A 22,929-nucleotide genomic window follows, 5' to 3' on the forward strand; every position below is an offset into this window, starting at 1 on the left:
GATGTGGGCTCTATGCATGAAGCACGGATGAGAGTAAGGTTTTGCGAAACAGATGCGCTCGGACATGTGAACAATACGAGTTACTTTATTTATCTGGAAGATGCACGCGTTCAGTTTTTCGAAGCATTGGGCTATTCCATGTCTTCCGGAGACTGGCCGTTTATCCTTGCAAGAGCGACATGCGATTTTCGCGGTCAGGCTTATTTTAACGAGCATTTGATCATTAAAACCGCCGTTCGGAAAATCGGTTCAAAAAGCTTTACCGTTCTTCATGAAATAACAGAGCAGGAGACCGGAAGACTGATCGCTGAAGGGGAGGCAGTTATTGTCACATTTAACTTTAAGACGCAGGCCACAGAAGTCATGCCGGAGCATCTTAAAGAACAGCTGAAGAGAATTGCTGCAGAAATAAAAATCTGAATCTTCAAACTAAAGAGGTGATTCGATGTCTCAAATCATTCCAGTCCGCACAGGGGAAGAGTTGCATGCAGAGGTTCTTGAGAACTGCTTAAGAACGGAAATTCATGATATTCCCTTAGGTTCTCTGCAAATTGATCAATTTGGCACAGGCGCTTCAAATTTAACGTACGCTTTGAAAATAGGGGATTGGGAAGGGGTATTGAGGAGGCCGCCTCTTGGTCCTGTTGCCCCTAAAGCTCATGATATGGAAAGAGAGTATACCATTTTGAAAGACTTGCATCCTCTTTTTCCACTGGCACCCAAGCCCTATTTTTTCAGCAGCGATGAGTCCATTGCAGGCAGTCCGTTTTTCGTCATGGAAAGACGCCACGGTGTTCTGGTGGATACAGAGCTTCCAGAAGGAATGGAGGCATCACAAGAACTTGGCCATTCAATGTCCGAGCTGATGGTGGATACGCTGGTCAGCCTTCATGAAGTCCCCTATAAAGGAACAGCGATTGAAAGGCTGAGCAAGCCTGACGGATTTATGGAGCGCCAGGTGCACGGCTGGATTGGCCGCTATCACAGGGCAAAAACAGATGACATTCCCGAAGTGGAACTGCTGACAAACTGGCTGGAAGAAAAGCTGCCGTCATCACCCGAACCGACTGTCATTCACTATGATTTCAAACTGAATAATTCCTTGTTTTCAAGTGACTTGAAAAAGATGACAGGTTTGTTTGACTGGGAGATGACCACGATTGGCGATCCCCTCGCAGATCTAGGGGCCGCCATGAGCTACTGGATGGAGGAAGAGGATCCTGAACCGCTGAAAAAAGGAATGGGCAAGCCATCAATCACAACAAATGGCACCTTCTATTCAAGAAAGCAGTTTATTGAAAGCTATGCGAGAAAAAGCGGAAGAGATGTCACAAATATTCATTATTACACGACGTTTGCCACGTTTAAGCTGGCTGTCATTTGCCAGCAAATTTACTACCGGTATAAAAAAGGGCAGACAAATGACCAGCGCTTTGCCCGGTTTGGTCCGTTTACAGAAACTCTGATCCAGCATGCCCTGCGCCTGGCACAGAAGGACTGACTATGGGGAAAATACATGTTGTGACAAGGAAAGAAGAAATTGATGAAGTCAAAATGGATAACAAAATAGCGGTTGTGTTTGATGTCCTGCTCGCAACATCCACCATTACGACTGTCCTTCATCACGGGGCCGTTTCCGTTATCCCGGTGCTGGACGGCGATCAGGCAAGGGACCGTGCAGCAGGGATGAACAAGGATGAATACATTCTGGTTGGCGAATACGAAGGCAGGACAATCGAGGGATTTCTTGATCCGAATCCTTCCGCTCTAAAAGACACTGCAGCAGGAAAAAAGGTTATTTTATCCACAACAAACGGGACAGTTGCCGTTCATAAAAGCAGCCCGGCAAAAAAAGTCTATGCTTGTTCTCTATTAAACTCAAAAGCTATTGCTGATGCTCTTTCAGCTTCACATGAAGATGAAACAATCATCATCGTTTGCTCTGGTTCATCCGGCCAGTTCAGCCTGGAAGACTTCTATGGAGCAGGGTATTTAATTCATCAGCTGACAGCTCAGGAAGGCTGGAGCCTCAGTGATTCTGCCTTGACGGCAAAATTATTTTACGAAGGCAGCATACAGGAGCCAGCTACGGTTCTTGGCCAGTCAAGAGTAGGAAAGATGCTTGAAGAGTATGGATTTAGAGAAGAAATCACCTTTATCAGCAATCGAGATTGTTTCAGCACAGTACCAGTACTGATAGGGGATGAACTGGTTGATTTCAATCGGATAAAGGTAAGTTCCAATTGAAAGGATGGGTGCGCATGAGATTTCAGCATCAAGTGGCCGTTGTAACTGGAGCCGGAAGCGGCATTGGGTTTGAAACGGCCAAACGATTCATTGCAGAAGGAGCAAAAGTCATTCTTGTCGGCAGAAATGAGGAAAAGCTGACAGCAGCGGCTAATCAGCTGAACATTGCTGAAACAGCGGCTTTCCCATTCTCTGCGGATGTGACGAAGGAAGAGGATATCAGCGCTCTGCTGGCATATGTAAAAGAGGAGTTTGGAGATCTGCATATTCTTGTCAACAATGCAGGCGGCTCCGTACATTCAAGAATCATGGAAACAACTGTTGAACAATGGGATTTTGTTCAGAGTGTCAATTTAAAAAGTGTCTTCCTTGCCTCAAAAGCACTGGGCGGCTATATGACAGAGAGAAGCACTGTTCAGAGGGGGAACAGAGCGATTGTCAATGTTGCTTCCCTTTCAGGACATAAAGCAGGGGCCGAAATTCCTCATTACAGCTCAGCTAAAGCAGCTGTTATCAATTTCACAAAAGCTTTAGCGTATGAGTTTGCCCCAAACGGGATCAGAGTCAATTCCGTGTCACCGGGCTTTATTGAAACTCCGCTTACTGAACCTGGTCTTCAGAACGAGAGATTCTCAGAAGCCATTAAGCGGAATACCGCATTAAAGCGCGTTGGAAAACCAGAAGAAATTGCAAACATTATTGCATTTGCCGCTTCACACGAAGCGTCATATATGACCGGTTCCGATCTGCTTGCAGACGGCGGCTGGCTGATTACATAAACCAAGGAGGAGAAAAAAGATGAGCGATTTACTGGTAGAAAAAAGCGGGAATGTACTGTTTTTAACATTGAACCGTCCTGAAAGGCTGAATGCATTCAGCGCAGACATGATTTTAGCATTAACAACTGAGCTGCACCAAGCAAAAGCGGATGACAGCATAAGGGCTGTTGTCCTAAGCGGTTCAGGCAGATCATTCAGTGCCGGCGGAGACGTGAAAACGATGGGTGAGGCTAATGGCCAGCAGGTATACGACCACATCGGACGCTTGAATGAATGCATCAAGGCGTTCAAAGACCTTGATAAGCCGATTATTGCAGCTGTACACGGATTTGCTGCTGGTGCAGCATTTAATCTTGCTCTTGCATGCGACCAAATTCTTGCAGCAGAAGACAGCAAGTTTGTGATGAGTTTTTCACAGGTAGGTCTGATCTCTGATGGCGGAGGGTTATATTTTCTTCCTCGCATCATCGGCCCTTATAAAGCGAAGCAATTGTTCTTTAATGCTGAACCAATTACTGCAGCGCAGGCAGAGGAATATGGAATTGTCAACAAAGTGGTTCCATTAGAACAGCTGAAGGATGAAGCTGTTTCGTATGCCCATAAGCTTTCGCAGGGACCTGTAAAAGCGTATGGCATGATGAAAAAAATCATCAATGCTTCTGCTGTCAGTACACTTGAAGAAATATTGGAGCAGGAACGGATTGCCCAGACACTGATGATTTCAACAGAAGATCATCAGGAAGGCATTCATGCATTTAAAGAAAAACGCAAGCCAATCTTTCAGGGGAAGTGATGATAATGAGAGCGATTCAATTAGAAGAATACGGCGGTCCAGAGGTTCTGAAAGTAGTTGAAATGGAAGTTCCGGAGCCTGCAGCAAACGAAGTTTTAATCAAAATAGAAGCAATTGGCGTTAACTATGCAGATACAGCTAGAAGAGAAGGACAATATGTCATTGATACACCTCTCCCGTTTGTTCCGGGTGCAGAGGTTGCGGGAACAGTTGAGGCAATCGGCAGTGAGGTCACCCGCTTTAAAAAAGGAGATAAAGTCGTCACACTTCTTGGTTCCAGCCGCGCAACCGGCTATGCGGAATTCACAGTAGCTGAGGAGAGAGGATTAATTCCTGTTCCAGACGGTGTGGATGTCAAACAAGCGGTGTCACTTCCTCTTCAAGGGCTCAGTGCGTATCACATTTTAAAAACCATGGGGCGAATCGAACCGGGAGAAACTGTCCTGATTCATGCAGCTGCAGGCGGCGTAGGGACAATCGCCGTTCAGCTTGCAAAGCTGTTTGGAGCATCTATTGTCATTGCAACCGCGAGCACCCCGGAAAAAAGAAGCCTTGCTATTGAAATGGGTGCAGACGAAGCGGTCGATTATACCCAAGAAGGCTGGGAAAAGGAAGTTCTTCAGCTGACAGGAGGCAAAGGGGTGGATGTAGCACTCGAAATGGCTGGAGGCGATGTGTTCCGTAAGACATTATCCTGTATGGCGCCATTTGGCCGTCTTGTTATCTATGGAGTGGCGAGCGGTGAACAGTCGAAGCTTTACCCATCATCACTCATGGCACAAAATCTGTCAGTTATCGGATTTTTCCTTCCGCAGATCATGAGAAAGAAAGAGTTATATTTACAAAGCCTGTCAGACCTGCTTGGTTACCTTCAAAATGGAGAATTAAAGCTGACAATCGGCGGGGTCTATCCTTTGGAAAGTGCGAAGGAAGTCCATCAGATGCTGCAGGGAAGACAAACAAAAGGGAAACTTATCTTAGTTCCTTAAATAAGAAAAGCGAAATCGGCTGTTTTCCCCGGAAGGGCAGATAAAAGAATTTGTTCGCTTTCCCTTGCCATCATTGAGCAAAACTCAGTCATTTTTTCTAAATAAAATGGGGCCCGTTCGGGTATGAAACAGGCCTCATTTTTTTCCATTGCATTCTGCAAATCCTTCTACTTAATCCGCCTATATGCTGAAAAAAACACTTCTTATTCATACAGACTTCATTAATATGGACACATATGAACGTATCTATTCAACTTATTGGTCATTTTCAGATACAAAAAAAGTAAGGGGGCCCGCAATGGAACTATTACTTCAGCAATTATTTAACGGTATTACAATTGGAAGCGTTTACAGTTTGGTTGCCTTAGGTTTGACGCTCGTTTTTGGCATTCTCCACATCCCTAATTTTGCTCACGGATCCTTTTACACGATCGGAGCCTATGTAAGCCTTCTGTTTATGACCCAATATGGCATTAATTATTGGATAGCCATGTTATTGTCGATCCTCATTGTGGCTGTTTTAGGGATTCTATGCGAACAGTTTGTGTTCAAATTCTTAGGGAACGTGAACCCGATGAGAGTGATGGTTGCCGCCATTGGACTTATGCTCTTTTTCGAAGCACTGGCTCATTTAATTTGGGGCACAGATTATAAACAAATGCCAACTCCTTTTTCAGGAGTTGTGGAAATTTTCGGGTTGACCCTGACCCAGCAGCGAATCTTGATTGTTGTATCTTCAATTCTATTAATGCTTGCTCTCCATTTTTTCCTGAGAAAGACAATGACTGGCGCTTCGATTGTGGCCATGTCGCAAAATAGAGAAGGGGCGTTTTTAGTAGGTATAAATGCAAACATGGTCGCCATGCTTACATTCGCCATTGCAGCGGGTCTTGCTTCTGCAGCAGCGACGCTTGCTTCCCCTATTAATCTTGTCTTTCCAACGATGGGAAGTCTGGTTATTATGAAAGCCTTTGTCATTATTATCATCGGAGGCATGGGAAGTATTCCAGGGGCAATTGTCGGAGGCTTTCTTCTTGGATTAACGGAAAGCCTTGGCGCTACTTATTTATCAAATGATTATAAAGATATGATAGCCTTTCTGCTCTTAGTGGCGATTTTAACGATTAAGCCAACAGGATTATTTTCAAAGGGGGTGCGCACATGAAGATTCAAAGACTTGTGCTGCTGGGTATCCTGCTGATTACTGTCTTGTTCCCGCTGATGTCTCAAAATCACTATCACAAGCAAATTATCATTCTCGTTATGATTTGGTCGATAGCGGTTTACGGATTAAATATCATCTCTGGATTTACAGGGCAGCTTTCACTTGCACACGCCGGTTTTTTTGCATGCGGGGCATATACTCTCGGCATATTGACGTCGACCTTTCAAATAAATTTCTGGCTGGCTTTTCTTGCTGCTCTGGCCGTTACAGTAGTTTTAAGCTTATTAATTGGTTTGATTGCGCTTAGAACAAGACATCACTTTTTTGCAATTTATACGATGTGTGTCGGTTTCATTATTTATTTGACCATTGATAAATGGGATGAGGTGACAGGGGGAGTCAGAGGTCTGATCGGTATTCCTGTTCCGTCTCCAATCGGACCGATCACGTTTGAAACAATTGAATCTCAATATTACTTCATTCTGTTTTTCCTGCTTGGAACTATCTTTGTTGTTAAAAGAATAAAAGATTCTCTTTTTGGAAGAACACTTCAAGCGATTCGCGGGAGTGAAGATCTTTCAAAAACAATCGGAATCAATATTATGAAAAATCAGCTGCTGTCATTTGTGCTGTCTGCCTTTTTTGCAGGGCTTGCCGGTGTTCTTTATGCAGGTTTTATCCGTTTTCTCGGCCCGGACATTTCAGCGATCACGGTGACGTTTGAAATGCTGATGTATTTGCTTGTCGGAGGGATCGGAACAATGACGGGGCCGATTCTGGGCACATTTTTAATTGTTTCTGTCACACAATCTCTTCAATTTTTAGAAGAGTACAGAATGCTGATTTTTGGGCCGATTGTTGTGCTGATCATGCTTTTCTATCCTAAAGGGCTGGTCGGCAGTTATTATTCTGTAAAAGCGCATCTTTATAACCGCAGGACAGCACAGGTAAAAGAGAAAGTGAAGGAGGCAGGCTGATGCTGATCGAGATTAATCAATTGACTAAATCCTTTGGCGGTCTAACGGCAGTGAATCACGTTGATCTTGCGATTGAACAAGGTAAGATTACCGCCATTATCGGTCCAAATGGCGCAGGGAAATCCACATTTCTGAACTTGATCAGCGGCTTTCATTCCCCTACGTCAGGAAGCATTCATTTTGAAGGAAAAGATGTGACCAGAGCCAAACCCGCAAAAATGGCGAAGCTTGGAATCGGCAGAACGTTTCAAATGACGAATTTATTTTCAGATTCAACGGTTATTGATAACGTTTTGATCGGCTACCGCCTCCGGACGAAAGCGCATCTGTTCGATGGCATTTTTAACAGCAGGAGAGAGAAATCAGAACAAAAAGCGTGTTATGACAAAGCGATGGAAGCTCTTTCTTTCTGCGGAATTGAACATTTGGCGGGAGAGGTAGCATCCTCTATTACCCAAGAATCGCAAAAGAGGGTTGCCATTGCTCTGGCGCTTGCCACTGAACCGAAGATCGTGCTGCTGGATGAGCCGGCAGCAGGTGTGAACCCTGATGAGACGGATGGATTGTCAGAACTCATTCTTAAGCTGAAAAACCACGGCTATACCGTCTGTTTCATCGAACACAAGATGAAGATGGTCATGAGTCTCGCTGATAAAGTCATGGTCCTGAATCACGGAAAAAAAATTGCTGAGGGTCTGCCGCGGGATATTCAGTCGGATCCTAATGTCATTGAAGCCTATTTAGGAGGACATGCCTATGCTGAAGCTGCAACATATTGATGTTTATTACGGCCGCTATCAGGCGCTTAAAAATGTTTCAATGGAGATTGGACAAGGCGAGCTGGTCACGATCCTTGGTGCAAATGGAGCAGGGAAAAGCACTTTATTCAATACAATCTCAGGACTGAATAAAGTTTCAGGAGGACAAATCATATTTGATGAAGCAGAAATCCAGAACAAACCTCCCCATAAGCTGGTCAGATCCGGAATCGTCCAGTGTGCGGAGGGAAGAAAGCTGTTTCCTGAAATGTCCGTTTATGAAAACTTAAAAATGGGAAGCTACAGTCACCGCAAGGAAAGAGAGATGGTCAAACAGCGGCTGGATGAAATTTATGCACTCTTCCCGATTTTGTTTGACAAAAGAAAAGATGCAGCAGGCTCTTTAAGCGGGGGACAGCAGCAGATGCTTGCGATCGGACGGGCACTCATGTCCCATCCGAAAATCCTTCTTCTTGATGAACCATCGCTTGGACTTGCACCGCTTATCGTTGACCAAATGTTCAAAGTCATAGAGGAAATCCATAAAAACGGCACCACCATAATGCTTGCGGAACAAAATGCGCATGCGGCTCTCTCCATCTCTTCAAGAGGATATGTCATGGAAAGCGGACAGCTTGTAATGGAAGGCTCAAGAGATGAACTGTTTGATAACGAAGAGATTAAGCGTGCTTACATAGGCGCATGATCATAGCCTTCAGTCTGAAGAAGGCAAACAAAAAAATAGGGGGAATCAATGTGATATCGCTGAAAAAAATGGGTCTTGTTCTTGGATTGTCTATTTCTTTATTCGGACTCACAGCCTGCAATTCAAGTGAATCGTCAACTGCTTCGGGAGAATCAGGTTCAAAAGACGGAACAGTCAATATCGGTTTTAGCGGTCCTCTTTCAGGCCCTGCGGCGTTTTACGGGGAAAATACATTAAGAGGTTTAACGATGGCTGCAGATGAAATTAATCAAGATGGTTTTGAAGTAGACGGGAAAAAATACAAAGTAAAAATAGTTTCCCTTGATGACAAATATCTCCCGAATGAAACAGGTACAAACGCACGGAGACTTGTGCAGGAAAACAAGACTCCAATCGTTTTCGTTCCGCACAGCGGAGGGGTTTTCGCAACACAAGTATTTAATGAACAGGAAAATTTCATTATCGGCGCCTATACGAGTGAGCCTAAAATTCAGGAACAGGGAAATAAGCTGACCTTGAGCATTCCTCCGGCTTATGATGCCTATCCAGAGCCGTTTGCAGACTATCAAATGGAGCGTTTTGGGAAGAAGCTTGCTTTAATACCCACAGCTACTCAATACGGAAAAGATTGGACCGATACCATTAAGCCTGTTTGGGAAAAAAAAGGCGGGGAAATCGTGTTTGACGGCTCAGTCGATTTCAGCAAAGAAACAGACTTCTTCACAATCATGACAAATGCCTTAAAAGAAAAGCCAGACGTTCTATTTGTCGGCGGGCCATCTCAGCCAACGGCTCTTCTAATCAAGCAGGCAAGAGAGCTTGGTTTTAAAGGGGGAATTATGGTGATGGATCAGGCGAAATTTGAAGAAATGGAGCCGGTGTTAGGCGGATATGAGATGCTGGAAGGTGCGATTGGGACGCTTCCAATTAAAGAAAGTGACGCATCTGGCGGACAGGCATTTGTTGATAAATATGCAGAAGTGAGTGACGGGATTCCTACTGCAGAGAGTGCGTTTAACTATCAGGCTCTGCATGCAGCTGTAAAAGCCATGCAGGCTGCAGGAACAGTCTCAGATCCGGCTAAAATCATGGAAAACATGGAAGAAGGAATTAAAAACCTAGAAGGCGAGCAGATGGTCTGGCATTTAACAGGCATTGAAAACAATGGATTTGACTGGAAAACTTCTATTTATGCCGTAGAAGATGGAAAGCTTGTCAATATCAAAAAATAATAGCTGGAGTTTCCCGGTTATCTTTCGGGAAACTCTATTTCATTACCGCGATCAGAATTTTCGAAAATATTTTAATTAGAAAAAGGTATTTATCAGAAAAGTTAGAAATTACTTGTAAGCGTTACCAATAAAGAGGAGAGGTGTGATAACGATGATTCAAACTCATTTTGAACATTGGCCGGTAAGAGTGCCGTATACGTTAACAGTTCCTGAAACGACGCTTTATGACAATCTGGAAATTTCGGCGAGGAGATACCCTGAAAAAACAGCGATTTATTATTATGGTGCAGAAATTACATACAGGCAGCTACTGCGTGAAGTTGATGCGCTCGCAGGGTTCCTGGAAAAGAAATTATCCGTCTCGCGTGGTGAAAAAGTTTTGTTGTTCGTTCAAAATTCCCCTCAGTTTGTCATCGGTTATTATGCCATTCTTAGAGCGGGCGGGGTTGTTGTTCCGATTAATCCGATGAATACGGCAGAGGAGCTAAGGTTTTATATTCATGATTGTCAGATGAAGACAGGCATTATCGGACAGGAGCTATACGAACGGATACAGCCTGTTTTTGATTCGACCACACTGAAAAATGTTATTGTCGCTGCTTACTGTGATTATCTTTCTCCAGATTCACTGAATGAGGACATCCCGGAAGAGGTAAAAAAAGGAGCGATTGAGCTATTAAATCATGATCATACGATCTGGAAAGATGCTGTACAGGGATTATTTGGCCCATCTGAAATGACAGCTCTTGCAGATGATCTGGCTGTTTTGCCTTACACTTCCGGCACAACCGGACTGCCAAAAGGATGCATGCATACACATCGGACAGTTCAGGCAAATACATTTGGAGGCTATCATTGGCTGAATGCTACTTCTGATGCAATCTGTTTAGCAACACTGCCTCTTTTTCATGTGACAGGGATGGTACACAGCATGCATATCCCGATTCTTTCAGGAGCAACGGTCATTATGATGACCAGATGGGATAGGGAATATGCCAGAAAAGTCATTCGCGATTTAAAAGTGACACACTGGATCAACATCAGCACGATGCTGATTGACTTTTTAGCAAATCCTGCGCTTATCAAGGAAGACATGTCATCCTTGATGAACCTCGCAGGAGGAGGGGCAGCTCTTCCTGCTGCTGTAGGAGAAAAGCTGTATAAAATGACCGGCCTCAAGTTCATTGAAGGATATGGTCTTTCTGAAACCATTGCCCAAACTCATTTTAATCCGCCTGACCGTTCAAAGCTTCAGTGTCTGGGAATTCCATCTTTCGATGTGGACGCAAGAGTGATCGATCCTGTTCATCTTACGGAGCTTGGAACAGGGCAGGAGGGAGAGATCATTGTTTCCGGTCCGCAGATTTTCCTGGGCTATTTTAATCGTGAAGAGGAAAATGAAAACTCATTTATTGAGATTGAGGGTAAAAAGTTTTTTAGAACAGGTGACATCGGCAAGCGCGATGAGGAAGGCTATTACTTTATTGTGGACCGTGTCAAAAGGATGATTAACGCATCAGGATTCAAAGTGTGGCCGACGGAAATTGAGGGAGTTCTGTATCAGCATCCTGCCGTGCTGCAGGCATGCGTCGTGGGGATTCCTGATGAACGACGCGGTGAAACCGTTAAAGCGTTCATTATTTTAAATAAAGAATTTGAAGGGAATATCGATGCAGAAGAAATTGTGAACTGGTCAAAAGAAAGAATGGCCGCTTATAAGTATCCGCGGCACATTGAATTCAGAGATAGCCTGCCAATGACATCAAGCGGAAAACTGCTGTGGAGAAAGCTCCAGGAAGAAGAAAAACAAAAGGTTATGGGGTGAGAGCATGAAACATATGGTTGAAACAGTTACTGGGCCAATAGCAGCCGATCAGCTTGGCAAAACATTAATTCATGAACATTTTGTCTTTGGTTATCCCGGATTCCACGGTGATGACTCTCTTGGGGGATTTGATGAACAGGATGCTCTTGAGACAGGGATTACCATTGCCCTTCAGCTCTTGAGCTTCGGGGTTGACACGGTGGTCGATCCAACTCCGAATGAATGCGGCAGAAACCCTGAATTATTAAAGGAAATCTCTGAACGTACAGGACTGCAAATTGTGTGCGCAACAGGTTTTTATTATGAGGGAGAAGGAGCAATTCCTTATTTTAAATTCAGGCAGGGACTCGGTACAGCTGAAGAAGAAATCTATGAAATGTTTAAGAAGGAAATAACAGAAGGAATCAGGAATACCGGAATCAAGCCGGGCATTATCAAGCTAGCGTCAAGCAAAGGTGTGATTACCGAGTATGAACGAATGTTTTTTAAAGCCGCTGCAAGGGTGCAGCGGGAGGAAGGAACCGTCATTCTGACTCATACACAAGAAGGTACAATGGGGCCTGAACAAGTTGAATTATTGATGGAGCTTGGCTGTGATCCTAAAAAAATAGTGATTGGCCATATGTGCGGGAACACGGATACAGACTATCATATAAGGGTATTGGAAAAAGGGGCATTCATAGCATTTGACCGGTTTGGCATTCAGGGCATGGTAGGGGCTCCGAATGATGACGAACGAATAAAAACGCTTTTGAAATTAGTATCGCTTGGCTATACAGATCAAATCATGCTGTCTCATGACACGGTTAATCATTGGATGGGCAGGCCGTTAATTCTGCCTGAACTGATTCAGGAAAAAATGAAAAACTGGCATCCTGCTCACCTTTTTGAAAATATTATCCCGGAGCTTCGGGAACAGGGAATGCCTGAAGATAACATCCGGACGATGCTTGAGATCAATCCTTCGAAACTGTTTTTTCATCAGGAAGCAAAAATCAATTCATGATGACTTGAGGCAGCCTCAGCTGCCTTTTTTTATTCCCTTTAAAAAAGGAGATAACTCAGAAAAAGAGAATTTGAATAAAAGAGGGATTTTTCATGTTTAAACGAAAGGGGAGTTTTTATGAAATGGAAGACTAGAATTACAGAGCTTTTAAACATTCAATATCCAATTATTCAGGGAGGACTTGCATACCTTGCCTATTCTGATTTGGCAGCTGCTGTATCAAACGCAGGCGGACTGGGCCAAATAACAGCCATGTCTCTTGGGGAACCTGAACTGCTTCGGGAAGAGATTGCAAAAGTCCGCAAAAAAACAGATAAGCCGTTTGGTGTGAACTTTGCGGTCGGCCAGCACGGAAGACCATTCTCAGATCTGCTGGATGTGGCTATTGAAGAAGAAGTACCTGTCATTTCGATGACAGGAGGCAATCCATCCGCTATCTTTGATCAATTAAAAGGGATAAATGTAAAAAAGCTAGTTCTTGTGGCTGCCAGAAGGCAAGCTGAAAAAGCAGAAGAGCTTGGTGCAGATGCTGTCATGGTTGTAGGACAAGAAGGCGGGGGCCATTTAGGGAGAGATGACACCGGGACGTTCGTTTTAATTCCTCAAGTAGTTGATTCAGTGTCCATTCCTGTAATTGCATCCGGAGGGATCGGTGACGGCAGAGGATTGATGGCTGCTCTAAGTCTCGGCGCAGAAGGAATTGAAATGGGAACGAGGTTTATTGCGACACAGGAATGTGTTCATGCGCATTCGGAATATAAGCATGCACTTGTAAACAGCTCAGAACGCGACACCGTTGTCATTAAACGCAGTATTGGAGCGCCGGCAAGAGCTCTAGCGGGAACCTGGACAGCCAAAATATTGGAGATGGAACAAAAAGAAGCTGATTATGAGCAGCTAAAAGATTATATTAGCGGCCAAGCTAACAAAAGATACATATATGATGGTATGATAGACAATGGTTTTGCGTGGGCTGGACAAGTAACTGGCTTAATCCGCGATGTGCCAAGCGTCGAACAGCTTATGTCGCGGATGATATCTGAGGCCTCCGAGATAAGACAAAGGTGGAGTTAACTTACCACTCAACAGGAAAAGGCAGGTGAGGAACAATGGATTATCAATATCCGATTCAGCCGGATTGGAGCACAAATGAAATCATTGATGTGATTGCATTTTTTCAATCAATTGAAAAAGCATACGAAAAGGGGATCAGCCGGGAAGACTTGATGAAAGCGTACCGGAGATTCAAGGAGATTGTCCCAAGCAAAGCAGAAGAGAAGAATCTCTGTGATGATTTTGAAGAAATGAGCGGGTATTCTTCTTACCGGGCCATTAAAAAAAGCAGAGAAAGCAGCGATGCAGATAAAATCAAAATGTAAAAGGACGGGTTCATCCCGTCCTTTTGTGTATTTCTTATGAAACAGCAGCTTTTTGAGCAATAGTATATAGAGGAAGCAGTGTCTTAAATGTCTCTTCCATTTTGTCAGTAAATTCTTTTCCGCTCATTTTAACGGCATCTTCTCTGTCCATTTTAATTCCGCATAATAATTCCGCTTTTTTGACATTTTGCAGGCGTTCAAACATTTTTTGAAAATCTTTTTGGCTCATGTCTTTTTGAACGGTTACTTCCGGTTTTGTATGGTCCGCCGACCAGACGAAATGGTCTGGAATTTGTGAACGCAGTCTGGTCCAGTTTTTTGCAAGCTCAGCTCCGTATTGGTCTTTTACAGGAGACTCATAAATAACCGCAAACCAGGCGAAAGCGTGAGTTTCCCATAGGCCGATTTGAAAGTGGGGAAGCATTTTATATCCGCGCTTATTGCTTGCGAATGCAACCCAAGTATCTTTAGGCGGGTTAACGGACCGTCGTGCGTGCTTTGCGACATGCGCAAACATCTCATCCCCCGTCATTCCTGAGAGTTCAGAGGCAAATTTTTCACCTAGCTGCTCAAGCTTTGGCCTTACTGTATGAATTAATGCTTCCATTCGCTCATCTAAGCCGTCAATTTTAAATACATCGAAATCTTCATTTGTAAATCCTTTGAAGTCCATTCCTTCTTACCTCCTGATCACGGTGCATGCCAACATTTTAGCACATCAGCCAGCATATTCGAAAGAAACTTGCACGTTTCGACACTTTGAAAATGTGGTATTAACTAAATAATAGGTAAATACACAATTTTCACTTCCAAGTTGCATCCTATTTTCAAGTTTCATATCATATATAAAAATATCAGAAAATTATGTTAAATGAAAAGTCGCTGGTTAACAATTATAGACAATATTTGAAAGGGGCGGTAGAAAGATGAAGCAAATTGTGAAAACTACTGGACAAAAGGAATCGGATAATCGTATTGGGGTGCTGAAACTTGAATTAGATTACGAATTGGCCACCCTTTATGACGCCATGAGCGAAAATGATGAAACAAAGAAGAATGAATGCAAACGGAAGCTTGAGAGACTAAGAAAAGAATGGCTAAGACTGCAGGCTTAAATGCAGCATACAAAGCGAACCTCGCACAAGGGTTCGTTTTTATCTGAGTAATTGATTTTGGACAGATGAGTGCGCCCTTTGCTTGCTTTCCATAATTTCCTTGCGTTATTCTTATTTTATATAAATAGCTTACATACATAGAAAGAAGGTTTATACATGGCAAATTGGTCTAAGATCGAAAGTGATGCAAAAACATGGATTTACGCTGCAGGAGAAACGATCAGACAGTCTTTTCAAAATGTGCTGCAGATCCAGTCAAAATCTAATCCGGATGATCTTGTCACCAATATGGATAAAGAAACCGAGCAATATCTAATTTCGAAAATTAATGAAACATACCCGGAGCACAGGATCCTTGGGGAAGAGGGGTTTGGTCACGACATACAATCTTTAGAAGGAATTGTCTGGATTGTGGACCCGATTGACGGAACAATGAATTTTGTTCATCAGCAAAGAAATTTCGCCATCTCAATCGGAATTTATGAAGATGGGGTGGGACAAGTCGGTCTGATCTATGATGTTGTTCATGACGAGCTGTACCATGCAGTCAAGGGCAAAGGAGCCTACATGAATGATTACAGACTCCCAGAGCTGAAGGATGTTCCTTTAAACCAAGCTGTGATTGCTTTAAATGCAACATGGGTCATGGAAAATAAACGATTTGATCATAACTTATTAGTTCCAGTTGCAAAAGCTGTCAGAGGAACACGGTCATATGGTTCTGCCACGCTGGAATTTGCCTATGTTGCATCAGGAAGGCTTGACGCGTATATTACGCTCAGACTTGCTCCGTGGGATTTTGCTGCCGGTCTGATTTTACTCGATGAAGTTGGGGCAAAAGCAACGACATTAGATGGTGAAAAAATAAATTTGATAGGACAAAACAGTATTTTCGTTGCCAAAAAAGGGATTCACTCCACTATTCTAAAGGATTATCTGCATAAGTAGATGCTGAATTACCGTTTATTTGAAGAAAAAGATTATCCCTTTTTTGCAGAGCTGATTTCAGCAAGCGAAGCTTGGCATGAAGAGGAATGCAGGCCGGATCAGGCAGAAGAATACATGACATCCTATAAAATGTATAAAGGCACTTGGCTTATTTGGATGAAGTCAGCTGAAGAAATTGGCATCTCCTTTCATCTTAACTGGGCTCCTTCCAATGAGAAGCCGTGGATTGGAACGGTCCTGATTCATCCCAAGCACCGTAAACAAGGTCTAGCTAAGAAAGTGATCGAACAGATATCGGCACAATTAAAAAGCGATGGCCATAAAGCAGTATTCGCTGGCTGTCCGGCTTCGAGGCTGGACTGGCTGAAGTTTTTAGGAAGGTGCGGATTTGAACAGCTTAAATCTGAAAAAGATTCTGAAGGCAAAGAATATATAATCACAGTAAAACCTGTATAGCCCCTTATTTAGGGGTTTTTTAATGAAAAAAACCTGGGCTCGGAGCCCAGGCATTTGTTAAAGAATTCCTTTATCACGCATTTTCTTTTTTGTAGCAAATCCAAATCCCATTGCCGCAATAAGGGCAATAATAGAAATTACTATACCTAAAATACTTCTTTCACCAACCGCTATACCGACGCTTACCATCGATGCAGCTGCAATGAATGCTAAAAGAAAGAAGACCCATTTTCCAGATTTCATCTGATATTTCATCCCTTTCAAGAACCGTTTGAACAGCAAATTTTGTCCCTTTTATCAGTTTACATAAAATGATTCCTTTTTTCTATAAAAGTTTGTGGTATAATACATAAGGTTATTTTAATTTTTTAGGAGATGAAAATGTGAAACTTCGAAATGATATTCGAAACATTGCTATTATTGCCCACGTAGACCACGGAAAAACGACACTAGTCGACAAAATGCTTCATCAGGCAGGTACGTTCCGTGCGAACGAACAAGTTGCTGAAAGAGCGATGGATTCCAATGATTTAGAGCGCGAGCGCGGAATTACGATCTTAGCAAAAAATACGGCAATTAATTATAAAGATACACGCATCAACATTATGGATACACCAGGACATGCCGACTTTGGCGGCGAAGTTGAGCGCATCATGAAAATGGTTGACGGCGTATTGCTTGTTGTCGACGCTTATGAAGGCTGTATGCCTCAAACACGCTTTGTGCTTAAAAAAGCACTTGAGCAAAATTTAACGCCAATCGTAGTAGTTAACAAAATTGACCGTGATTTTGCCCGTCCAGAGGAAGTTGTGGATGAAGTTCTTGACTTATTTATTGAACTTGATGCATCAGAAGAGCAGCTTGAATTCCCGGTTATTTTTGCTTCAGCTATGAACGGAACAGCAAGCACTAGCCCGGATCCTGCTGATCAGGAAGAAAACATGGTTTCATTGTTTGATTCTATTGTTGAGCACATTCCAGCTCCTGTTGATAACACAGATGAGCCTCTTCAATTCCAGGTAGCTCTTCTTGATTACAATGATTATGTTGGACGTATCGGAATCGGCCGCGTATTCCGCGGAACGATGGAAGTTGGCCAGCAGGTTTCATTAATGAAAATTGACGGTTCTTTCAAAAACTTCCGTGTAACAAAATTATTCGGTTTCCAAGGCTTAAAACGCGTAGAAATTGAAAGCGCAAAAGCAGGAGATCTAGTTGCTGTTTCAGGTATGGAAGATATCAACGTAGGGGAAACAGTCTGCCCGGTTGAACATCAGGAAGCTTTGCCAATCCTTCGTATTGATGAGCCGACTCTGCAAATGACATTTGTTGTAAACAACAGTCCTTTTGCAGGCCGTGAAGGAAAATATGTTACTTCACGTAAAATTGAAGAGCGTTTAATGTCTCAATTACAGACTGATGTTAGTTTGCGTGTGGAAAACACGGAATCTCCTGACGCTTGGATTGTTTCAGGCCGCGGTGAGCTTCATCTTTCTATTTTAATCGAGAACATGCGTCGTGAAGGCTACGAACTTCAAGTATCTAAACCAGAAGTTATCGTTAAGGAAATTGATGGAGTTAGATGTGAGCCGGTTGAACGTGTTCAAATTGATGTACCGGAAGAGCATACAGGTTCTGTAATGGAATCTATTGGTGCCCGTAAAGGCGAAATGCTTGACATGATTAATAACGGCAATGGTCAAGTCCGTTTAATTTTCAACGTGCCAGCACGCGGATTAATAGGCTATTCAACAGAATTCATGTCAATCACTCGCGGATTCGGTATTATCAACCACACATTTGACAGCTACCAGCCAATGCAGCCAGGTCAAGTTGGCGGACGTCGTCAGGGCGTGCTGATTTCTATGGAAAATGGAAAGTCAACAACTTATGGTATTCAAGGCGTTGAAGACCGCGGCATTATCTTCCTGGATGCTGGTAAAGATGTTTATGAGGGTATGATCGTTGGAGAGCACAATCGTGAAAACGATCTTGTTGTTAATATCTGCAGAATGAAACAGCAGACTAACATCCGTTCAGCGAACAAGGATCAAACGAATTCGATGAAAAAACCTCGCATCATGTCTCTTGAAGAATCTCTTGAATACTTGAACGATGATGAGTACTGTGAGCTTACTCCAACTTCTATCCGTTTGAGAAAGAAAATTCTTGATAAGAATGAGCGCGAAAAACAAGCTAAGAAGAAAAAATTAGCTGGCTTACTGTAAGAGATAACCCTAGACATGCAATGGAGGGGAACACGGGATGAACGTTTACGAAAGTATGTGGCCGGTTGCGTATTCCATCTATACAGCAACTGAACCTGATACTCAAATGGGGGCAAATATTTTATACTTGGTCATTCTCGGATTATCAATTGTCGTATTTAAGCTGGGGTTTGCTAAAAAACTCCCCCTACTAAAGGCAATTGTCATCTATTTGTTCTTAATGTTCGGGTGTACTGTTTTAACCTTTTTAGGTGCATTTCTTCCTGTCGCTGAAGGACTCATTGTCGCAGCACTCATCTTAATCATCTATAAGATCCGTCTGCATCAGTCCAAAAAAGCTGAGCGGAATGCTGCAACATGAGATCACTTCAGGACTCTCTTTATAATTGGCTTTCCATTAAAGTTGTAGCGGATGCCCGTCCTGAAGATACTGCTGCAGGTGATACATTCAGGCTGTTTGATGAATTGCTTAAGGAAAACCATGATTTGAACGATGTTCAAGTTCATAAAGATGAAGTCATGTATCTTGTGAGCTATACACTGAATGGCGAGTCTAAATCATCCAGGTTTCCTGTAGAATTAATTGACAGCATGATTGATCAAATCGAGGCAGAACCTGAAAAATATGTGAATTATAAATAAAAACACCTCTTAATGAGGTGTTTTTTTGTGCATAATTTGAGCTGAGGCGGCCATTACTGCTGCAAACAGGATGTGACCTAATGTCCACCAGGCAATCGCTTCAATGTCGTTACTTGCTGGCGTCTCTCTTACAGCAAGTATAGTTAAAGGCAAATATAATAATATGGCCGGCAGAATAAGCACAAATGATGTCAGCCATTTAATCAGAATAGCTGAGATCGTAAAAAAGTTCAAAGTGAAAATATAAAGAATTCCTACCACAACAGCTACAGCTAAATGAAGAATAAATTCAAAAAGCTCAGGGAGAGGCTCTCTGTAAATAAAATCAATATTAAGTAAAAGCACATACACTTTTACTCCACTGACTCTTTCAGCGAATTTCAAAAATAGACCAAGAATAATTCCGCTTAACAGGCCAATAAGAGCTCCCCGTTTAACAACTACCAGTTTTCCTCTGTTTTTTTATCTCTGTACAATCTGAAATTACCCGTGTTAGCCCGTTCAATCGTCCGATTTTCAATCCTCAGATCGCATTCATTGCACATATAAGTATGGATTGGGCGGTTTCTCAGCCTCTTCGCCTGAAGCGTTTCGTCATTAATGGTTTCGACTTTATCGCATAAAACACATTTTACTCTCATGGTACACCTCATTATTCTTTTTATAAAAAATACATTCAATTCAGCTGCTTTTTTAGTTTTTTGTGAATAAATCTTAAAAAATGGTAAAATTCCGTTGATAAAAAACCGAATTTGGTTGATTGACAAAACAGGCTGAAAAGTTTTGGAGTCGGCTGATAAAACCGATTGTGATTTATGAAAGCTCCTGTATAAATGTTTTTCTGCCTGCGCTGAGCCGGTTCCGCTTTTCCATAATGTCCAGCTCCGCCGACTAACTCATCGGCCAGAACGGATTAAACTTATCTGTCTGCCTGCTTTAAACAGGAGGTTTCGCTTTTCTGAGTGATATTACAGTTGGAAACAAAAATAAAAAAAGGTATGATAGCATTATACAACTTTAATGGAGGGAAGAAAATGGCTAATAAGGTAGAAACAAAATTGATTCAGCCTTTGTTTGACAATCTCCAAAAAGAAAGATTTGCTGTTTTTGCAACTCTTGATCATGAAACAGGATCTCCTAATGTATCAGCCGTTTCGTGGGTGTATGCACCCGATATAGAACGGGTTTACCTGGCTGTTGACAATCGTTCCAGAATCGTTGAAAACGTCAAAAAGCATCCGGCAGCTGCCATTACGCTGCTTGCAAATGAGTCTACATATTCTATTAATGGAAATGCCCATGTGAAAATTGAAAAGCTTGATGGAGTCCCGTTAAAACTTGCATTAATTGAGCTTAACATTTCTGAAGTCCGAGATGTGATGTTTTACGGCTCAAAAATTTCAGCTGAACCTGCATATGAAAAAACATATGATGAAAAAGCAGCGGCAAAGCTTGACAGCCAGGTTTTAGAAGCAATGAAAAAAGCTTAGACAGTTACGTTCTAAGCTTTTTTTCAGTGCATTTTTTATCCTTGGACTCGGGACTGGTCATCAGTTTTTATTTAAATGATTCTGAGATTGATCTTCCTGTTCACGATCAAGCTCTTTTTGCTCCTTTTCATTCAGCTGATCATTATCTTGTTCCGTTGGTCTGTTTTGATTATTATTATTATTATTATTCAGCATATCATTTGGAATTTCAGGCATGACGCGGCCTACTATTGCGGCAAGCTCGTCAAGAATGCCCCCAACTGGCTGTCCTTGCTGAAGATCTTTACCCATTTCCCGCAGACGGACTGTTGTATCCGCATCAGCAATGATCACCGCGTTTGCTCCATATGGATCATGCTGAATGCTTTCAGCAACAGCATATTTAATGGATTCGACTTTATTGCGGTCAAGTTCAGAATTTACATCAATGCCTACTACTGCATATTTGCCAAGAACAACTGCGCTGACGTCATTTACTCCTGGAACACGTCCTGCAAGATTGACCAGGCGCTTAGAAATCTGTTCACCTGATTTTTTTTCCACTTGTTCATCTACTGTGTTTCTGACATTAATGGGCTTTCCGTTGTGATCTTCTGGTGTGTCGCCTTGAGAGCCCTGATTCACTGTGCATGCTGATAAAGCGAGCAGAATAAACAGTGCTGAAAAAACAAAGTTGCGCATGAAATCACTCCTTTTTAGACCATGCTTTTTAATTTTATTGTCTAATAAATCTTCTATCTTTATGCACCATTTCATATATTTTAGCAACGCTTCAATTACAGCTTGATTATCTTAGTCTGACTTTTAAGTGCAGTACACTATAAAAACCTGAACTGGGTAGGAGGCGGAAGGTTGAGTAAAATCTATGTTTTGGATACGAATGTCTTACTGCAAGATCCGAATTCCATTTTTTCTTTTGAAGAAAACGAAGTAGTGATTCCGGCAGTCGTTCTGGAAGAGGTCGATTCAAAAAAGCGGTATATGGATGAAATAGGACGAAATGCAAGACATGTTTCCAAACTGATTGATAGCCTAAGGCTGATTGGAAAGCTTCATGAAAAAATCCCTTTGCCTAGCGGCGGTTTTTTAAGGATTGAGCTGAATCATCGTTCTTTTCATGAACTTCAGGAAATTTTTATAGAAAAAACAAATGATAATCGCATTCTCGCAGTGGCGAAAAATCTTTCCATTGAAGAAGAAACAACTGAAAACGGGAGACCTGTCATTTTAGTGAGCAAAGATACACTGGTCAGGGTAAAAGCTGATGCAATTGGCCTGCTTGCAGAGGATTTTCTTAGTGACAGGGTTGTTGAAATTGACAGAATCTATACGGGCTATCTTGATTTGTATATAAGCGGAGATGATTTGAATCGATTTTATGAGAAAAATGAATTGATTTTGTCTGAGGTGACCAATCATCCATTTTATCCAAATCAATTTGTCATTATGAAAAATGCGCTTGGCGGCTCTGCTTCTGCGATAGGAACCGTGGATAAAACAGGAAAAAAGGTAAAAAGACTCGTTTTTGATCACGATCACATCTGGGGGATTCGGCCAAGAAATGTCCAGCAGACGATGGCAATGGAGATGCTTCTCAGAAATGACATGCCGCTGGTTACATTAATTGGAAAAGCTGGCACCGGGAAAACGCTGCTCGCTTTAGCTGCAGGTCTCATGCAGACAGAAGATTTAGGCACTTATAAAAAACTGCTCGTAGCAAGGCCGATTGTACCCGTTGGGAAGGATATTGGCTATCTGCCTGGTGAAAAACAGGAAAAATTAAGGCCTTGGATGCAGCCGATTTATGATAATCTAGAATACCTTTTCAATGCGAAAAAACCTGGAGAGCTGGATGCCATTCTAGCAGGGATGGGATCAATTGAAGTAGAGGCCCTCACGTATATTCGCGGAAGAAGCATCCCAGAGCAGTTCATTATTATTGACGAAGCCCAGAACTTAACAAAACACGAAGTTAAGACGATTTTGACCAGAGTCGGGGAAAAAAGCAAAATTGTCTTAATGGGGGACCCCGAACAAATTGATCATCCCTACCTTGATGAATACAATAATGGTTTAACCTATGTTGTTGAGAAGTTTAAGGATCAGCAAATAGCGGGTCATGTAAGATTAGTAAAAGGAGAGCGCTCTGGGCTTGCGCAGCTTGCCGCAGATTTATTGTGAAAAATGGGAAAAG

28 protein-coding genes are annotated in these 22,929 nt (G+C 42.5%); 23 read left to right on the forward strand and 5 right to left on the reverse strand.

What is annotated here, in order from left to right:
• Positions 1-12 precede the first annotated feature (12 nt).
• From QLQ22_RS10115 to QLQ22_RS10185, 15 genes are all read left to right on the forward strand, one after another.
• Positions 13-420, forward strand: coding sequence for an acyl-CoA thioesterase (locus tag QLQ22_RS10115; RefSeq protein ID WP_284016563.1), 408 nt, complete (start codon positions 13-15; stop codon positions 418-420).
• A gap of 25 nt (positions 421-445) precedes the next feature.
• A complete protein-coding gene (locus QLQ22_RS10120) occupies positions 446-1,501 on the forward strand; it encodes a phosphotransferase family protein (protein WP_284016564.1) in 1,056 nt (351 codons plus the stop codon).
• A gap of 2 nt (positions 1,502-1,503) precedes the next feature.
• Positions 1,504-2,247, forward strand: a complete 744-nt coding sequence (locus QLQ22_RS10125; protein WP_284016565.1) for a 2-phosphosulfolactate phosphatase — start codon at positions 1,504-1,506, stop codon at positions 2,245-2,247.
• Between the two features lie 14 nt (positions 2,248-2,261).
• Positions 2,262-3,026 (forward strand): SDR family NAD(P)-dependent oxidoreductase, encoded by a 765-nt coding sequence (locus QLQ22_RS10130; RefSeq protein ID WP_223441932.1) that lies wholly within the window; start codon positions 2,262-2,264, stop codon positions 3,024-3,026.
• A gap of 19 nt (positions 3,027-3,045) precedes the next feature.
• On the forward strand, positions 3,046-3,819 hold the full coding sequence (locus QLQ22_RS10135) for an enoyl-CoA hydratase/isomerase family protein (RefSeq protein ID WP_284016566.1): 774 nt from the start codon (positions 3,046-3,048) through the stop codon (positions 3,817-3,819).
• Between the two features lie 5 nt (positions 3,820-3,824).
• Entirely contained in the window at positions 3,825-4,808 is a 984-nt protein-coding gene (locus QLQ22_RS10140; RefSeq protein WP_284016567.1) for a quinone oxidoreductase family protein, read from the forward strand.
• A 298-nt stretch (positions 4,809-5,106) separates the two neighbouring features.
• Positions 5,107-5,973, forward strand: coding sequence for a branched-chain amino acid ABC transporter permease (locus tag QLQ22_RS10145; RefSeq protein ID WP_223441937.1), 867 nt, complete (start codon positions 5,107-5,109; stop codon positions 5,971-5,973).
• On the forward strand, positions 5,970-6,950 hold the full coding sequence (locus tag QLQ22_RS10150; RefSeq protein ID WP_252208583.1) for a branched-chain amino acid ABC transporter permease: 981 nt from the start codon (positions 5,970-5,972) through the stop codon (positions 6,948-6,950). Before QLQ22_RS10145 ends, QLQ22_RS10150 begins: the two co-directional genes overlap by 4 nt.
• Positions 6,950-7,729, forward strand: a complete 780-nt coding sequence (locus QLQ22_RS10155; protein WP_284016568.1) for an ABC transporter ATP-binding protein — start codon at positions 6,950-6,952, stop codon at positions 7,727-7,729. Before QLQ22_RS10150 ends, QLQ22_RS10155 begins: the two co-directional genes overlap by 1 nt.
• Positions 7,707-8,414 carry an ABC transporter ATP-binding protein gene (locus QLQ22_RS10160; RefSeq protein WP_252208587.1) on the forward strand — a complete coding sequence of 236 codons (708 nt, stop codon included), beginning with the start codon at positions 7,707-7,709 and terminating at the stop codon, positions 8,412-8,414. The genes QLQ22_RS10155 and QLQ22_RS10160 overlap by 23 nt, the downstream gene beginning before the upstream one ends.
• A gap of 68 nt (positions 8,415-8,482) precedes the next feature.
• A complete protein-coding gene (locus QLQ22_RS10165) occupies positions 8,483-9,646 on the forward strand; it encodes an ABC transporter substrate-binding protein (RefSeq protein ID WP_284016784.1) in 1,164 nt (387 codons plus the stop codon).
• A 151-nt stretch (positions 9,647-9,797) separates the two neighbouring features.
• Positions 9,798-11,471: a long-chain-fatty-acid--CoA ligase gene (locus tag QLQ22_RS10170; RefSeq protein ID WP_284016569.1), complete on the forward strand. Its 1,674-nt coding sequence runs from the start codon at positions 9,798-9,800 to the stop codon at positions 11,469-11,471.
• Between the two features lie 4 nt (positions 11,472-11,475).
• On the forward strand, positions 11,476-12,477 hold the full coding sequence (locus QLQ22_RS10175; protein WP_284016570.1) for a phosphotriesterase family protein: 1,002 nt from the start codon (positions 11,476-11,478) through the stop codon (positions 12,475-12,477).
• A 117-nt stretch (positions 12,478-12,594) separates the two neighbouring features.
• On the forward strand, positions 12,595-13,551 hold the full coding sequence (locus QLQ22_RS10180) for an NAD(P)H-dependent flavin oxidoreductase (RefSeq protein ID WP_284016571.1): 957 nt from the start codon (positions 12,595-12,597) through the stop codon (positions 13,549-13,551).
• Positions 13,552-13,586: 35 nt separating this feature from the next.
• Positions 13,587-13,856: a UPF0223 family protein gene (locus QLQ22_RS10185; protein WP_223441956.1), complete on the forward strand. Its 270-nt coding sequence runs from the start codon at positions 13,587-13,589 to the stop codon at positions 13,854-13,856.
• 34 nt (positions 13,857-13,890) lie between these two features.
• Here the strand turns inward: QLQ22_RS10185 and QLQ22_RS10190 are convergent, their stop codons facing one another.
• Entirely contained in the window at positions 13,891-14,529 is a 639-nt protein-coding gene (locus QLQ22_RS10190; RefSeq protein ID WP_223441959.1) for a YktB family protein, read from the reverse strand.
• A 253-nt stretch (positions 14,530-14,782) separates the two neighbouring features.
• On the opposite strand from QLQ22_RS10190, the gene QLQ22_RS10195 reads away from it, so the two are divergent.
• From QLQ22_RS10195 to QLQ22_RS10205, 3 genes are all read left to right on the forward strand, one after another.
• Positions 14,783-14,971 (forward strand): hypothetical protein, encoded by a 189-nt coding sequence (locus tag QLQ22_RS10195; RefSeq protein WP_070879022.1) that lies wholly within the window; start codon positions 14,783-14,785, stop codon positions 14,969-14,971.
• A gap of 156 nt (positions 14,972-15,127) precedes the next feature.
• Positions 15,128-15,919 carry an inositol monophosphatase family protein gene (locus tag QLQ22_RS10200; RefSeq protein WP_223441962.1) on the forward strand — a complete coding sequence of 264 codons (792 nt, stop codon included), beginning with the start codon at positions 15,128-15,130 and terminating at the stop codon, positions 15,917-15,919.
• Positions 15,920-16,375, forward strand: coding sequence for a GNAT family N-acetyltransferase (locus QLQ22_RS10205; protein WP_284016572.1), 456 nt, complete (start codon positions 15,920-15,922; stop codon positions 16,373-16,375).
• 57 nt (positions 16,376-16,432) lie between these two features.
• Here the strand turns inward: QLQ22_RS10205 and QLQ22_RS10210 are convergent, their stop codons facing one another.
• On the reverse strand, positions 16,433-16,618 hold the full coding sequence (locus QLQ22_RS10210; RefSeq protein ID WP_223441967.1) for a YlaF family protein: 186 nt from the start codon (positions 16,616-16,618) through the stop codon (positions 16,433-16,435).
• Positions 16,619-16,758: 140 nt separating this feature from the next.
• Here QLQ22_RS10210 and typA point away from each other — a divergent pair, with 140 nt between their 5' ends.
• The 3 genes from typA (at position 16,759) to QLQ22_RS10225 (ending at position 19,245) form a co-directional block, all read left to right on the forward strand.
• A complete protein-coding gene (typA, locus tag QLQ22_RS10215) occupies positions 16,759-18,603 on the forward strand; it encodes a translational GTPase TypA (protein ID WP_223441970.1) in 1,845 nt (614 codons plus the stop codon).
• A gap of 106 nt (positions 18,604-18,709) precedes the next feature.
• A complete protein-coding gene (locus QLQ22_RS10220; protein WP_223443309.1) occupies positions 18,710-18,964 on the forward strand; it encodes a YlaH-like family protein in 255 nt (84 codons plus the stop codon).
• Positions 18,961-19,245 carry a hypothetical protein gene (locus QLQ22_RS10225; protein ID WP_284016573.1) on the forward strand — a complete coding sequence of 95 codons (285 nt, stop codon included), beginning with the start codon at positions 18,961-18,963 and terminating at the stop codon, positions 19,243-19,245. Before QLQ22_RS10220 ends, QLQ22_RS10225 begins: the two co-directional genes overlap by 4 nt.
• 9 nt (positions 19,246-19,254) lie before the next feature.
• Here QLQ22_RS10225 and QLQ22_RS10230 read toward each other — a convergent pair whose 3' ends face one another.
• Both QLQ22_RS10230 and QLQ22_RS10235 read right to left on the reverse strand, forming a co-directional pair.
• Positions 19,255-19,590 carry a hypothetical protein gene (locus tag QLQ22_RS10230; protein ID WP_284016574.1) on the reverse strand — a complete coding sequence of 112 codons (336 nt, stop codon included), beginning with the start codon at positions 19,588-19,590 and terminating at the stop codon, positions 19,255-19,257.
• A 95-nt stretch (positions 19,591-19,685) separates the two neighbouring features.
• Complete coding sequence (locus QLQ22_RS10235) at positions 19,686-19,886, reverse strand: YlaI family protein (RefSeq protein ID WP_223441976.1); 201 nt, start codon at positions 19,884-19,886, stop codon at positions 19,686-19,688.
• 393 nt (positions 19,887-20,279) lie between these two features.
• On the opposite strand from QLQ22_RS10235, the gene QLQ22_RS10240 reads away from it, so the two are divergent.
• Positions 20,280-20,735, forward strand: a complete 456-nt coding sequence (locus tag QLQ22_RS10240; RefSeq protein ID WP_223441978.1) for a pyridoxamine 5'-phosphate oxidase family protein — start codon at positions 20,280-20,282, stop codon at positions 20,733-20,735.
• Between the two features lie 60 nt (positions 20,736-20,795).
• Here the strand turns inward: QLQ22_RS10240 and QLQ22_RS10245 are convergent, their stop codons facing one another.
• Entirely contained in the window at positions 20,796-21,416 is a 621-nt protein-coding gene (locus tag QLQ22_RS10245; protein WP_284016575.1) for a YhcN/YlaJ family sporulation lipoprotein, read from the reverse strand.
• Between the two features lie 171 nt (positions 21,417-21,587).
• Here QLQ22_RS10245 and QLQ22_RS10250 point away from each other — a divergent pair, with 171 nt between their 5' ends.
• The gene (locus QLQ22_RS10250) at positions 21,588-22,916 is read left to right on the forward strand and encodes a PhoH family protein (RefSeq protein ID WP_223441982.1); all 1,329 of its coding nucleotides are present in this window, start codon (positions 21,588-21,590) and stop codon (positions 22,914-22,916) included.
• The last annotated feature ends 13 nt before the right edge of the window (positions 22,917-22,929 follow it).

It is taken from the genome of Metabacillus hrfriensis, assembly GCF_030127205.1.
GTDB lineage: Bacteria > Bacillota > Bacilli > Bacillales > Bacillaceae > Bacillus_P > Bacillus_P dongyingensis.

Bases quoted from the DNA above. Each gene is read 5' to 3' on its own strand.
- QLQ22_RS10150 (WP_252208583.1), top strand. From the start codon at position 5,970: ATGAAGATTCAAAGACTTGTGCTGCTGGGTATCCTGCTGATTACTGTC.
- QLQ22_RS10175 (WP_284016570.1), top strand. From the start codon at position 11,476: ATGAAACATATGGTTGAAACAGTTACTGGGCCAATAGCAGCCGATCAG.
- QLQ22_RS10210 (WP_223441967.1), bottom strand. From the start codon at position 16,618: ATGAAATCTGGAAAATGGGTCTTCTTTCTTTTAGCATTCATTGCAGCT.
- QLQ22_RS10220 (WP_223443309.1), top strand. From the start codon at position 18,710: ATGGGGGCAAATATTTTATACTTGGTCATTCTCGGATTATCAATTGTC.
- QLQ22_RS10190 (WP_223441959.1), bottom strand. From the start codon at position 14,529: ATGGACTTCAAAGGATTTACAAATGAAGATTTCGATGTATTTAAAATT.
- QLQ22_RS10180 (WP_284016571.1), top strand. From the start codon at position 12,595: ATGAAATGGAAGACTAGAATTACAGAGCTTTTAAACATTCAATATCCA.
- QLQ22_RS10145 (WP_223441937.1), top strand. From the start codon at position 5,107: ATGGAACTATTACTTCAGCAATTATTTAACGGTATTACAATTGGAAGC.
- QLQ22_RS10140 (WP_284016567.1), top strand. From the start codon at position 3,825: ATGAGAGCGATTCAATTAGAAGAATACGGCGGTCCAGAGGTTCTGAAA.
- QLQ22_RS10160 (WP_252208587.1), top strand. From the start codon at position 7,707: ATGCTGAAGCTGCAACATATTGATGTTTATTACGGCCGCTATCAGGCG.
- QLQ22_RS10165 (WP_284016784.1), top strand. From the start codon at position 8,483: ATGGGTCTTGTTCTTGGATTGTCTATTTCTTTATTCGGACTCACAGCC.
- QLQ22_RS10130 (WP_223441932.1), top strand. From the start codon at position 2,262: ATGAGATTTCAGCATCAAGTGGCCGTTGTAACTGGAGCCGGAAGCGGC.
- QLQ22_RS10125 (WP_284016565.1), top strand. From the start codon at position 1,504: ATGGGGAAAATACATGTTGTGACAAGGAAAGAAGAAATTGATGAAGTC.
- QLQ22_RS10155 (WP_284016568.1), top strand. From the start codon at position 6,950: ATGCTGATCGAGATTAATCAATTGACTAAATCCTTTGGCGGTCTAACG.
- QLQ22_RS10135 (WP_284016566.1), top strand. From the start codon at position 3,046: ATGAGCGATTTACTGGTAGAAAAAAGCGGGAATGTACTGTTTTTAACA.
- QLQ22_RS10185 (WP_223441956.1), top strand. From the start codon at position 13,587: ATGGATTATCAATATCCGATTCAGCCGGATTGGAGCACAAATGAAATC.
- QLQ22_RS10195 (WP_070879022.1), top strand. From the start codon at position 14,783: ATGAAGCAAATTGTGAAAACTACTGGACAAAAGGAATCGGATAATCGT.
- QLQ22_RS10205 (WP_284016572.1), top strand. From the start codon at position 15,920: ATGCTGAATTACCGTTTATTTGAAGAAAAAGATTATCCCTTTTTTGCA.
- QLQ22_RS10115 (WP_284016563.1), top strand. From the start codon at position 13: ATGCATGAAGCACGGATGAGAGTAAGGTTTTGCGAAACAGATGCGCTC.
- QLQ22_RS10245 (WP_284016575.1), bottom strand. From the start codon at position 21,416: ATGCGCAACTTTGTTTTTTCAGCACTGTTTATTCTGCTCGCTTTATCA.
- QLQ22_RS10120 (WP_284016564.1), top strand. From the start codon at position 446: ATGTCTCAAATCATTCCAGTCCGCACAGGGGAAGAGTTGCATGCAGAG.
- QLQ22_RS10235 (WP_223441976.1), bottom strand. From the start codon at position 19,886: ATGAGAGTAAAATGTGTTTTATGCGATAAAGTCGAAACCATTAATGAC.
- QLQ22_RS10240 (WP_223441978.1), top strand. From the start codon at position 20,280: ATGGCTAATAAGGTAGAAACAAAATTGATTCAGCCTTTGTTTGACAAT.
- QLQ22_RS10225 (WP_284016573.1), top strand. From the start codon at position 18,961: ATGAGATCACTTCAGGACTCTCTTTATAATTGGCTTTCCATTAAAGTT.
- QLQ22_RS10170 (WP_284016569.1), top strand. From the start codon at position 9,798: ATGATTCAAACTCATTTTGAACATTGGCCGGTAAGAGTGCCGTATACG.
- QLQ22_RS10200 (WP_223441962.1), top strand. From the start codon at position 15,128: ATGGCAAATTGGTCTAAGATCGAAAGTGATGCAAAAACATGGATTTAC.